Source organism: Gymnodinialimonas sp. JB5-7 (assembly GCF_055693405.1).
Window position 1 is genome coordinate 1,499,446 of sequence record NZ_JBVFUX010000012.1, and the last position, 10,555, is coordinate 1,510,000.

The window sequence follows — 10,555 nt, forward strand, 5'->3', positions numbered from 1 at the left end:
CCCCGTTCCAAACCCGCGCCTTGCTTAGGCGCGCGGACGGGGAAGTCCATCTTAGGCGGCAGCCAAAGCTGCGTCGCGCAGGCCACGCGTGATGCGCTGGAATTCGGCGGTCAGTGGTGCACGCAGTTGCACGACACGGCGGTGGATGCCGGTGGCGTCGAGGTATTGAACCTCGGCGCGGAAGGCTGAGGCTTCGGGGTCATAGGCGACGCGATGCAGGCTCAGGCAAGGGGTCGACATTGGGTTTCTCCAACAAAATCGACGGCAATTGACGCCATCTGTGGGGGTTATGTGGGAAGTAAACGCAATATGTCGAGGCGGGTTCCCCTTACCTCAAACGGATGTGAATCGTCGTGACAGGCCAAAAAAACGGTCCGGGCCGCCCAACACCAAAGGCAACCCGGACCTGACGCACACATATAGGGGCGTGTGCGTTTTTTCCCGAACTGCACTGGGGATAAGAGGTCGTGCGGTCCGATGGGCGCTCTGGATGCGCCCGATGAACTCTATATGGGGGATCGAAGCGGGATTGTTGCGGGGAATAAGCGCCCGGGTTTTCCCCTGCTTGTGTGCGCCCCGCCTGGGCTGCAAGATCGGCGAATGCGGCAGCCCAAGGATATAGCAGCGGCCTTCGAGGCTTTTGATGGCACTCACGTTGATCCGCTGCGGGGGCTATTGGCCGGGCCGCTTTCGCCGGACGCCGAAGGCACCCTTCTGGCAGCCATTCCTGGCCCGGATGAAGTGGCCGCGACCTGGTTGATCAAAGCCTTGGTCGAAAAGGGAAAGCTGGGTGCAGGGCAGGTGGCCCATGCGTTTGAACGGTTTGATCAGGTCACCGAACCCGATGCGGCCCTGCATCTTTTGCAATGCGCACAATATGCACCGCAGGCCGCCCCGCTCCTCCGCCCTCATCTGACGCCGTATTACAGGCATGCCAAGATCCTGCTGCGGGTCTGGGCCTTTGATGCCTATTGCCGTGGCGCGCCACCGGAAGAGGATTTGACGGAGCGCATCAAACAGGGCCTTCGGATGCGCCACGCCTCCATGCGCGCAAGGTCCAAAGCGCTGGCGCGCGACTTTGGCATTGATCTTGAGAACGGCAATTAGCGTTCCCATCTAACGATCAAGGCCCGACGGGTCGCGTGCCGCCAAGCGGGCGTGGCCAACCTGGGCGCTTGAAAAAGGAGAGACGACATGAACGTGGAGAAGTTCACGGATCGCGCGCGTGGTTTCATTCAGGCCGCGCAGACGATTGCACAGCGGGAAGACCATCAGAAGCTGGTTCCCGAACATTTGCTGAAAGCTTTGCTTGATGATGAGGAGGGGCTTGCCTCCAACCTCATTACCCGTGCGGGTGGCGCGCCCGAACGTGTGCGTGAGGCGCTTGAAGGCGCGATTGCGAAACTGCCCAAGGTCACGGGCGACGGTGCGCAGGTTTACCTCGATAAGCAATTCGCCAAGGTGCTGGACGAGGCGGAGAAGGTCGCGACAAAGGCGGGTGACAGTTTCGTGCCGGTTGAACGGCTGCTGACCGCTTTGGCGATGGTCAAATCCGGCGCGAAGGATGCGTTGGATGCGGGTGCGGTGAACGCACAGGCGCTGAACGCCGCGATCAATGATTTGCGCAAAGGCAAGACGGCGGATTCGGCAAGCGCCGAAGACAATTACGATGCGCTGAACAAGTACGCCCGCGACCTGACCGCCGCGGCGCGCGAGGGCAAGATCGACCCGATCATCGGCCGCGACGAGGAAATCCGCCGCGCGATGCAGGTTCTGTCGCGCCGGACGAAAAACAACCCAGTCCTGATTGGTGAGCCCGGCGTGGGTAAGACTGCGATTGCCGAGGGCCTGGCGCTGCGCATCGTGAACGGTGATGTGCCGGAGAGCTTGCGCAACAAGACGCTGATGTCGCTCGACATGGGTGCGTTGATTGCGGGCGCGAAATATCGCGGCGAGTTTGAGGAGCGGTTGAAATCCGTCCTTGGCGAGATTGCCAATGCCGCCGGTGAGATCATCCTCTTCATCGACGAAATGCATGTGCTTGTTGGCGCGGGCAAAACCGATGGCGCGATGGATGCGGCCAACTTGATCAAACCTGCCTTGGCGCGGGGTGAGTTGCACTGTGTGGGCGCCACCACGCTGAACGAATACCGCAAATACGTCGAAAAGGACGCGGCGCTGGCCCGCCGCTTCCAGCCCCTTGTGGTGGAGGAGCCGACGGTGGAAGACACCGTGTCGATCCTGCGCGGCATCAAGGAGAAGTACGAATTGCACCATGGTGTGCGCATCTCCGACAGCGCGCTGGTTAGCGCGGCGACGCTCAGCCACCGCTACATCACCGACCGGTTCCTGCCCGACAAAGCCATCGACCTGATGGACGAGGCGGCCTCCCGCCTGCGGATGGAGGTGGACTCTAAGCCTGAGGAGCTCGACGCGCTCGACCGTCAGATCCTGCAGATGCAGATTGAGGCCGAAGCGTTGAAGAAAGAAGACGATGCGGCGTCCAAGGACCGGCTGGCGAAGCTTGAGAAAGAGCTTGGCGATTTGCAGGAGCAGTCCGCCGAAATGACCGCCAAGTGGCAGTCCGAGCGGGACAAGCTGGAATCGGCGCGCTCCATCAAGGAGCAACTCGACCATGCGCGGGCTGAATTGGATCAGGCCAAGCGGAACGGTGACCTCGGGAAAGCCGGGGAGCTTTCGTATGGCGTGATCCCGCAGCTGGAAAAGCAGTTGGCCGAGGCCGAGGATCAGGACGAAGACGTCATGGTCGAAGAGGCTGTGCGCCCGGAACAGATTGCCGAAGTCGTTGAGCGTTGGACGGGCGTGCCCGTGGCCAAGATGCTCGAAGGCGAACGCGAGAAGCTCCTCCGCATGGAAGACGAGCTTGGCAAACGCGTGATCGGTCAGCATCAGGCCGTTTCCGCCGTCAGCCGCGCCGTGCGCCGTGCGCGCGCGGGCCTGCAGGATGAGGGGCGGCCCTTGGGCTCCTTCCTGTTCCTCGGGCCGACCGGCGTGGGCAAGACCGAACTCACCAAGGCGCTCGCGGAATACCTGTTCGATGATGATCAGGCGATGGTCCGCATCGACATGTCCGAGTTCATGGAAAAGCACGCGGTGGCCCGCCTGATCGGCGCGCCTCCGGGTTACGTGGGCTATGACGAAGGTGGCGTTCTGACTGAGGCGGTGCGTCGGCGTCCGTATCAGGTGATCCTGTTTGATGAGGTCGAAAAGGCCCATCCCGAGGTCTTCAACGTCCTGCTGCAGGTTCTGGATGACGGCATCCTGACCGATGGTCAGGGTCGGCAGGTCGATTTCAAGCAGACGCTGATCGTGCTGACGTCGAACCTCGGCAGCCAAGCCTTGTCACATCTGCCCGAAGGCGCAGATGCGGGCCAGGCGCGGTCCGATGTGATGGACGCTGTCCGCGCCCATTTCCGGCCAGAATTCCTGAACCGTCTGGATGACATGATCGTCTTCGACCGGCTCAGCCGCGCGGATATGGATGGCATCGTGAAGATCCAGCTTGGCCGGCTTGAAAAGCGTCTGGCCGCCCGCAAGATCCACCTGGATCTGGATGATGGCGCTATGATTTGGCTGGCGGATGAAGGCTACGATCCGGTCTTTGGCGCGCGCCCGCTGAAGCGGGTGATCCAGCGGTCGCTGCAAGACCAACTGGCCGAGATGATCCTGGCCGGCGATGTCATGGACGGGGCGCAGGTCAGCGTGTCTGCCGGGGCCGATGGCCTGATCGTGGGCGACCGCGTGGCGCCGTCGAACCGGCCTAAACCGGACGACGCCGTGGTTCACTAAATCCGTTCAATCACCAGAAAAACCAAGCGCCCCGTCGGATCACCTGGCGGGGCGTTTTTGTTTCTCCAACTCGCTGTACGGGCAAACATCTTCTTCAAACGGCACATGGCGTCTGCGAAAGCTGGTCCCTTCCACCGATTCCGGTGCGCTGATCCGATCCATGCGGAAATGGCGGAAATCGTCGCGCGTGGGATCCCAGGCCACCAGATACCAAAGCGGCGGCAGGATCAGCATCGCTTGCGGCTCGACCTCGCGCGTGGTCACGCGGCCTTTCGCATCGCGATAGCCGAACCGGATCATCTGCCGCCCCAGAAACGCGGCCTCAAACGCGGGCAAAAGCGCGTCGTCCATCTGCCCCATATCCGACAGATCCTGAAGCGGTGAGTTTTGCCCTATGTGCAGACAATCCAAAAAGGCCCGCAGATCGCGCACTTTTTCCTTGGGCAAGGCGCGTTCGATTTTGGCCAGCCCGGCATCGGCCAAACCGCCAAACGGCAGATTCCCGGCTGCCCGCATTGCCGCGACGCTGATGAGCAGCGCAAAGACCTCGGGCACGGACAGCCGCGCGTTGGTTTGGACCGAGGTCGGATCAAGCTGCAAACCGCCCCCGCGCCCAACGTCTGAGTGGATCACAAACCCTTCGTCTCTGAGGGCGCTGATGTCCCGCAGGACCGTGCGGCGCGACGCCCCGACTTCGTCTGCGAGGGTTTCAACGGTGGTTGTCCCGTTGCGGCGGAGGCTGCGCACGATGGCGTCATGGCGGATACGTACATTCATTTCTCAACCATAGCATTAATGGTGACACATTTTGGCACTATTAGATCTTGGACCGATCTCAGCAACACGAAATCAAAGGAGTTGAGACTATGGAACGCAATGCAGTGAACCCTTGGGATTGGTCGATCAAGCTGGGTTACAATCAGGCCGAGATCATCGATGGCGCAACCCGGCAGGTGATCGTCGCCGGTCAGACCTCCGTCGATGAAAACGGAGCGCCTCAGCATGACGGTGATATGCGCGGTCAGATCGCGCTGGCGCTAGACAATCTGGAGGCGGTGTTGGCCGAGGCCGGAATGACGCTGGCGAACGTCACCAAACTGGGCGTTTACGCTACCGACGTGGACGCGGCTTTGCAGAACTTCGATCTGATGGGGATGCGCTTTGGCCCGCATCAGGTGCGCCCGCCCATGACCCTGTTGGGGGTACAGCGTTTGGCCATTCCAGGCCTGATGTTCGAGATTGAAGCCACCGGAATGGCATGATGTGCCGCAATGTCGTGAGTTGGAGTTGAGCGAGAAACGGTTTTCGTTTTTAGATCAGTTGGTTAGACCCCGGTTGCAACCTTGCAACCGGGGGTCAATTGCGTAGTGCTGGCAGCCCGATCCCCGTCGCGTCGAACCCGCCATCCACGGCAAGGCATTGCCCGGTGATGTAGCTGGCCTTGTCAGAGCACAGGAAGACAATCGCCCCCGCAAGCTCTGCCTCGGTGCCGTATCGGTTCAGCGGCAGGGCATCGTGATAGGCGGCGATGATATCGGGCGTGTGGACGGCCATGGCCAACTTGGTTCGAACCGGCCCAGGTGCCACAGCATTGCAGCGGATCCCATACTCTCCCAACTCCACGGCCTGTTGTTGGGTAAGTGCGATAACAGCGGCTTTCGAGGTTCCGTATGCGACCCGAAGGGTGGAGGCGCGCAGTCCAGATATGGACGCGATGTTCACGATCGCGCCGCTTGTGTCCTTGAGCGCGGGCGTGGCGGCCTGGCTCATCAGAAAGGTGCCGTCGAGATTGATCGACATGACCCGTCGCCATCTTTCGAAATCGGTATCCTCAATCGGCCCGAAATCAGCGATCCCGGCGTTGTTCACCAGCGCATCGATCTGTCCGAAGGCGGCAAGGGTTTCGCGTATCGTTGCGTCGACCTGCTGCGGGTTTGAGATGTCGTGGGCCAGTGCGATTGTATTGTCGCGCGATGCAGCCGCTTTCGCCAATTCATCACCGTCCCAATCGACCATCGCAACGGACCAGCCGTCCGCAAGGAAGGCGTCCGTTGTCGCCAGCCCAATCCCGCGGGCTGCACCAGTGACGATGGCGGTTTTCATAAGTCTCTCCCGTGTTCTTGTCTTTGCGCAGTGAACGGGAAACAGGCGAGGTGGACAAGAAAAACCCCCGCGCTGCGTGTGCGGCGCGGGGGAGGCCGGGGTGCGAAGGGACAAGGCGCCCCGGAATAGGGTGCCGATCAGTGCGGCAGGAGCACAGCATCAATGATGTGGACCACGCCGTTGGAGGCGAAGACATCTGCGGTCGTGACTGAGACATTGCCATTAAGGTGGACGCCAGAACGACCGTTCACGCGGATGTTGCCGCCCTGGACCGTGGGCACGACGCCATGTGCGCCGGCAAGCGCCGAAGCGGGGTAGTAGTCGCCCGAGACATGGTAGGTGAGCACGTTGGTCAACGCGGCGGTGTCGGCGAGCAGGCTGTCCAGAACGCCAGCTGGCAGATGCTCAAACGCGCGGTTGGTCGGTGCGAAGACGGTGAAGTTGCCGGGCGAGGCCAGCGTGTCGACGAGGCCTGCAGCTTGGACAGCGGTTACAAGCGTCGAGAGGTCGGGTGTGGCAACGGCCAGCTCGACGATGTTCGACGAGCCGGTGACGGCCAGCGCGGGCAGAGAAGTAGCGAGGCCCGCAAGCGGTGCAGCAGCGGCAAGGCCTGCGGTTTTGGTGATGAATTGACGACGGTCCATGATGGTCCCCTTTTTCCTGTTTGTGGTGTTTGGTGTTTGTAGGTGGGCAGATGGTCCGCCCACCCATGGTCGCCTGCGCGCTTATTGCGGCGGCAGGAGAACGCTATCGATGACGTGGATTACGCCATTGGAGGCTTCGATGTCGGCGGCCACAACGTTGGCGTCGTTGATCATGACGGGGTCGAGCGAGACGGTGATATCGGCACCATTTACAGTGGCAGCGGTCATGCCATCGGTGAGGTCAGTGGACATCACGGCACCGGCCACAACGTGGTAGGTCAGCACGGCGGTCAACGCGTCCGTATCGGCCAGAAGACCTTCGACCGTGCCTTCGGGCAGGGCGGCGAACGCCTCATCCGTGGGGGCGAAGACAGTCAGGGGGCCTTCGCCGGACAGCGTTTCAACCAAGCCAGCGGCTTCGGCTGCGGCAAGGAGGGTGGTAAAGGAGCCAGCCTCAGTCGCGACATCGACGATGGTGTTGGAATGGCCGTCCGCGAAGGCGGGGGCTGCGAGTGCAGTGGAGGCCGCGAGGGCAAGGAGTGCGTTACGCATGGTCTCTCTCTTCTCTGTGTCTTTTGTTCCGTGCAGCGAGGATGCGCCGCTCAGGGCCTAGCGGGGTCTGCCCGGTGCCGAGGGGCCAGATGCGCTGGAGCAAATTCGTTTCAAGCGAAGCGAATTCCCGCTGATAGGCTTGACGGAGGGGCAGGCGCGCCTAAGCCACGCCCGAAAAGCCGTTCCAATCACAAACCGGTGAAATCATGTGAACATTCGTTAGAGAGTGAGCTGATTTTCACCGCACCCGTTGCCGTTTTCGAAATGCGGATGGCATGGTGTGCGAGATGATTTGGGAGGCGTGAGCCATGGATATGCCGAGCATGGAGAATGTCAGCGTCTTTCTGGAGGCGATGGCGGTGGCCTTCTGGCTGGTCATTGGGCTGATCGCGCTGGCGGCGGTGGTGCTGTTTGTCATCGACCGGACGCAGAAGGCCGATGCGATCCGGCGCAATTACCCAGTGCTTGGGCGGTTCCGGGGCTTGTTCAGCACATTGGGCGAATTCTTCCGGCAGTATTTCTTTGCAATGGATCGCGAGGAATTGCCGTTCAATCGGGCGCAAAGGGAATGGGTGAAGCATGCGGCGCAGGGCAAATCTTCGACCCTGCCGTTTGGAAGCACGCGGAACATAACCGTGGTGGGCACGCCGTTGTTCGTGCCATCGGCCTTTCCGCCGCTAGACGACCAGTTTTCCAAGGCTGAGCCGCTGCTGATCGGTCCCCATGCGGCGACACCTTATAATGCACCCTCTTTTTTCAACCTGTCGGGGATGAGCTACGGCGCGATCTCAAAGCCAGCGGTGCGGGCTCTGTCGCGGGGCTGCCAGATGGCTGGGTGCTGGATGAACACGGGCGAGGGCGGCCTGAGCCCCTATCACCTGGAAGGCGGCTGCGACGTGGTCTTTCAGATTGGCACCGCAAAATACGGGGTGCGCGACGCCGAGGGCAATCTGAGCGACGAGAAACTGCGCGAGGTAGCGGCTCATAAAACAGTGTGCATGTTTGAGCTGAAACTGGCGCAGGGGGCCAAGCCGGGGAAAGGCGGGATTTTACCGGCGGCGAAGATCACGGATGAGATTGCCGAGATTAGGGGCCTGCCCAAGGGGCGCGATGGGATCAGTCCGAACCGCCATCGCGAGGCGGCGAATGCGGAGGAGTTGCTGGATCTGATCGGCCATATCCGTGAGGTGACGGGCAAGCCGGTGGGCATCAAGACAGTGATGGGTGATCCGCAAGTGTTTTTGGACTTGTTCGAGGCCGTTGATGCGCGGGGCGCAGCGAGCGCGCCGGATTTCATCACGCTCGACGGGGGCGAAGGTGGCACGGGTGCGGCACCAATGCCGTTGATCGATCTGGTCGGGATGTCGATCCGGGAGGCTTTGCCGATTCTGACCGACCTGCGGAATCGTGCGGGTCTGAAGGAGCGGGTGCGAATTGTGGCCAGCGGTAAGCTCGTGAACCCCGGCGATGTGGCCTGGGCGCTGGCGGCTGGCGCGGATTTCGTCGTCTCGGCGCGGGGGTTCATGTTCGCGCTCGGCTGTATTCAGGCGTTGAAGTGCCACAAGAACACCTGCCCCACGGGGATCACGACGCATGACCCCAGGTTTCAGGAGGGGCTGGTGGTTGAGGACAAGGATATGCGGGTCGCGAATTTCGCGAAGGCGTTGATGAAAGAGGTAGAAGTGATCGCGCATTCGGTTGGCGTAAGTGAGCCGCGGCTGATGCGGCGATCCCATGTGCGGTTGGTGCAGCCGGACGGGTCAAGCCTGCCGATGGATCGGCTGTTTCCAGACGGGATCGCGGCGGAATAGCGGCGCCGTGGTCTTTCACACCTCCTAACCCTTTCGTGAGATATGATGTCAGTGCTTGGGGAATTGGCCCCGGGTAGCGCATATAGTCGTCAACAAAGGACGAGGAGACCGCCATATGGCCCGCCGCTACACATCCAAGCTGACATGGGACGATGTCACGCCGGAACATCTTTACCTGAACCGCCGCCAGATCATGGCGGGCACGGGTGCGCTGCTGGGGGCCGGATTGATTGGCGGCCAAGCGCAGGCGCAGGATCTGGAACCCAACACTTGGGAAGAGATCACGACCTACAACAACTACTATGAGTTTGGCACCGGCAAGGATGACCCTTCACGCAATGCGCATACGCTGACGACCTCGCCCTGGTCGATTGAAATCGACGGGATGGTCGACAATCCCGGCACCTACTCGTTCGAAGATATCATGGACGGCATGACAGTCGAAGAGCGCATCTACCGTTTCCGCTGTGTTGAGGCCTGGTCGATGGTGATCCCTTGGAACGGCTTTGAGCTTGCCGACCTGCTGGACCGTATCGGCGTGCAAGACGGCGCGCGGTATGTGGCCTTCGAAACCGCAAACCGCCCCGACGAAATGCCCGGTGTGCGCGTGCCGGTGTTGGATTGGCCCTACCGTGAAGGTCTTCGCCTGGATGAGGCGCGGCATCCTCTGACGCTGATGGCGACGGGCATTTATGGCCGTGACATCCCCAACCAGAATGGCGCGCCGATCCGGTTGGTCGTGCCGTGGAAGTATGGCTTCAAGTCGATCAAATCTATCGTACGGATCACGCTGACCGATGAAGAACCTTTTGCCAGTTGGAACCAAGCCAATGCGCGTGAATACGGCTTCTATAGTAATGTGAACCCGAACGTGGATCATCCGCGCTGGTCCCAGGCGTCCGAGCGGCGCATCGGTGGTGGGCTTTTCGCACGCCGCGAGCCGACGCTGATGTTCAACGGTTACGAGGAAGAAGTTGCCAGCCTTTATGAAGGCATGGATCTGGAAGCCAACTTCTGATGCGGTTTGCGGTAGCTTTGCTGTTTGGCATCGGCCTTGCCAGTGCGTCGCTGGCAGAAGGCGTGATGCCCACGAACGAAGTCGCCGCGGACACTTATATTAGCACCTTCCCGGACACCGGTGCACGGATTGCCGTTTTTGAGGCCGGGCAGGGCTTCCGTGAAGAGCTGTTCGAACGCGACGTGGCCGGCGTGTTCGACACGCTGATGCCGGGGCAACCACCGATCACGGCCGCGGATATCATCATCGCGCGGGTCGACACTTGGGCGGAGGCGTCTGAAGTCTTTGCGGGAACGCCGTTGCAGCCACTAGCCGGAATTGCCAGCGGTCTGGCTGCCGATCAGCCAACGCTGATCCAACAGACGCAACTTTTTGGTCAATTGGATGTGCTGACCTTCACGGTATTGAACGAAGCGAACGGCGAGATCGTCCACGCACGCTGCATGGCGCGGCTTGTCATTGATACGCTCTATAGTGGCGAGGAAACCGACTTTGATCTGGCTGCGTGTTCGCGGGAGTTGAACTGAGATGATCGCCACGTTGAACCAAACCATCCGCAAGGTGCCGGGCTGGGTCCTTTACATCGTCGGTGCCGCTTACGGAGCATGGCTCTTTTA

At 61.0% G+C, this 10,555-nt stretch carries 12 protein-coding genes (1 of these 12 cut by a window edge); 7 read left to right on the plus strand and 5 right to left on the minus strand.

The annotated features are described in order from the left end of the window. Window positions 1–51: 51 nt before the first annotated feature. On the minus strand, window positions 52–240 hold the full coding sequence (locus tag ACZ1HK_RS15995; RefSeq protein ID WP_472629529.1) for a hypothetical protein: 189 nt from the start codon (window positions 238–240) through the stop codon (window positions 52–54). Between the two features lie 360 nt (window positions 241–600). On the opposite strand from ACZ1HK_RS15995, the gene ACZ1HK_RS16000 reads away from it, so the two are divergent. Both ACZ1HK_RS16000 and clpB read left to right on the plus strand, forming a co-directional pair. Then, window positions 601–1,107 (plus strand): hypothetical protein, encoded by a 507-nt coding sequence (locus tag ACZ1HK_RS16000; protein ID WP_472629530.1) that lies wholly within the window; start codon window positions 601–603, stop codon window positions 1,105–1,107. Window positions 1,108–1,194: 87 nt separating this feature from the next. Then, a complete protein-coding gene (gene clpB / locus ACZ1HK_RS16005) occupies window positions 1,195–3,810 on the plus strand; it encodes an ATP-dependent chaperone ClpB (protein ID WP_472629531.1) in 2,616 nt (871 codons plus the stop codon). Window positions 3,811–3,849: 39 nt separating this feature from the next. Here the strand turns inward: clpB and ACZ1HK_RS16010 are convergent, their stop codons facing one another. Then, window positions 3,850–4,587: a helix-turn-helix transcriptional regulator gene (locus ACZ1HK_RS16010; protein WP_472629532.1), complete on the minus strand. Its 738-nt coding sequence runs from the start codon at window positions 4,585–4,587 to the stop codon at window positions 3,850–3,852. 89 nt (window positions 4,588–4,676) lie between these two features. Here ACZ1HK_RS16010 and ACZ1HK_RS16015 point away from each other — a divergent pair, with 89 nt between their 5' ends. Then, entirely contained in the window at window positions 4,677–5,072 is a 396-nt protein-coding gene (locus tag ACZ1HK_RS16015; protein WP_472629533.1) for a RidA family protein, read from the plus strand. A 94-nt stretch (window positions 5,073–5,166) separates the two neighbouring features. Here ACZ1HK_RS16015 and ACZ1HK_RS16020 read toward each other — a convergent pair whose 3' ends face one another. The 3 genes from ACZ1HK_RS16020 to ACZ1HK_RS16030 form a co-directional block, all read right to left on the minus strand. Next, a complete protein-coding gene (locus ACZ1HK_RS16020; protein WP_472629534.1) occupies window positions 5,167–5,913 on the minus strand; it encodes an SDR family NAD(P)-dependent oxidoreductase in 747 nt (248 codons plus the stop codon). Window positions 5,914–6,050: 137 nt separating this feature from the next. Continuing rightward, complete coding sequence (locus tag ACZ1HK_RS16025; protein WP_472629535.1) at window positions 6,051–6,557, minus strand: fasciclin domain-containing protein; 507 nt, start codon at window positions 6,555–6,557, stop codon at window positions 6,051–6,053. A gap of 81 nt (window positions 6,558–6,638) precedes the next feature. Then, entirely contained in the window at window positions 6,639–7,109 is a 471-nt protein-coding gene (locus tag ACZ1HK_RS16030) for a fasciclin domain-containing protein (protein ID WP_472629536.1), read from the minus strand. Between the two features lie 314 nt (window positions 7,110–7,423). Between ACZ1HK_RS16030 and ACZ1HK_RS16035 the strand changes: the two genes are divergently transcribed. From ACZ1HK_RS16035 to msrQ, 4 genes are all read left to right on the plus strand, one after another. Then, window positions 7,424–8,920: an FMN-binding glutamate synthase family protein gene (locus ACZ1HK_RS16035; RefSeq protein ID WP_472630855.1), complete on the plus strand. Its 1,497-nt coding sequence runs from the start codon at window positions 7,424–7,426 to the stop codon at window positions 8,918–8,920. A gap of 115 nt (window positions 8,921–9,035) precedes the next feature. Beyond that, a complete protein-coding gene (gene msrP, locus ACZ1HK_RS16040) occupies window positions 9,036–9,938 on the plus strand; it encodes a protein-methionine-sulfoxide reductase catalytic subunit MsrP (RefSeq protein ID WP_472629537.1) in 903 nt (300 codons plus the stop codon). After that, window positions 9,938–10,465, plus strand: a complete 528-nt coding sequence (locus tag ACZ1HK_RS16045) for a hypothetical protein (protein ID WP_472629538.1) — start codon at window positions 9,938–9,940, stop codon at window positions 10,463–10,465. The genes msrP and ACZ1HK_RS16045 overlap by 1 nt, the downstream gene beginning before the upstream one ends. A gap of 1 nt (window position 10,466) precedes the next feature. Next, on the plus strand, window positions 10,467–10,555 hold the 5' end (the start) of the coding sequence (gene msrQ, locus ACZ1HK_RS16050) for a protein-methionine-sulfoxide reductase heme-binding subunit MsrQ (RefSeq protein WP_472629539.1). The gene runs 523 nt beyond the window's last position; the window shows 89 of its 612 coding nt (coding positions 1–89); its start codon is at window positions 10,467–10,469; the stop codon falls past the right edge of the window.

What these genes read in the sequence shown, in the direction of transcription:
- ACZ1HK_RS16045 (WP_472629538.1), top strand. Translation starts at nt 9,938, where the DNA reads ATGCGGTTTGCGGTAGCTTTGCTGTTTGGCATCGGCCTTGCCAGTGCG.
- clpB (WP_472629531.1), top strand. Translation starts at nt 1,195, where the DNA reads ATGAACGTGGAGAAGTTCACGGATCGCGCGCGTGGTTTCATTCAGGCC.
- ACZ1HK_RS16035 (WP_472630855.1), top strand. Translation starts at nt 7,424, where the DNA reads ATGCCGAGCATGGAGAATGTCAGCGTCTTTCTGGAGGCGATGGCGGTG.
- msrP (WP_472629537.1), top strand. Translation starts at nt 9,036, where the DNA reads ATGGCCCGCCGCTACACATCCAAGCTGACATGGGACGATGTCACGCCG.
- ACZ1HK_RS16010 (WP_472629532.1), bottom strand. Translation starts at nt 4,587, where the DNA reads ATGAATGTACGTATCCGCCATGACGCCATCGTGCGCAGCCTCCGCCGC.
- ACZ1HK_RS16025 (WP_472629535.1), bottom strand. Translation starts at nt 6,557, where the DNA reads ATGGACCGTCGTCAATTCATCACCAAAACCGCAGGCCTTGCCGCTGCT.
- ACZ1HK_RS15995 (WP_472629529.1), bottom strand. Translation starts at nt 240, where the DNA reads ATGTCGACCCCTTGCCTGAGCCTGCATCGCGTCGCCTATGACCCCGAA.
- ACZ1HK_RS16030 (WP_472629536.1), bottom strand. Translation starts at nt 7,109, where the DNA reads ATGCGTAACGCACTCCTTGCCCTCGCGGCCTCCACTGCACTCGCAGCC.
- ACZ1HK_RS16020 (WP_472629534.1), bottom strand. Translation starts at nt 5,913, where the DNA reads ATGAAAACCGCCATCGTCACTGGTGCAGCCCGCGGGATTGGGCTGGCG.
- ACZ1HK_RS16000 (WP_472629530.1), top strand. Translation starts at nt 601, where the DNA reads ATGCGGCAGCCCAAGGATATAGCAGCGGCCTTCGAGGCTTTTGATGGC.
- ACZ1HK_RS16015 (WP_472629533.1), top strand. Translation starts at nt 4,677, where the DNA reads ATGGAACGCAATGCAGTGAACCCTTGGGATTGGTCGATCAAGCTGGGT.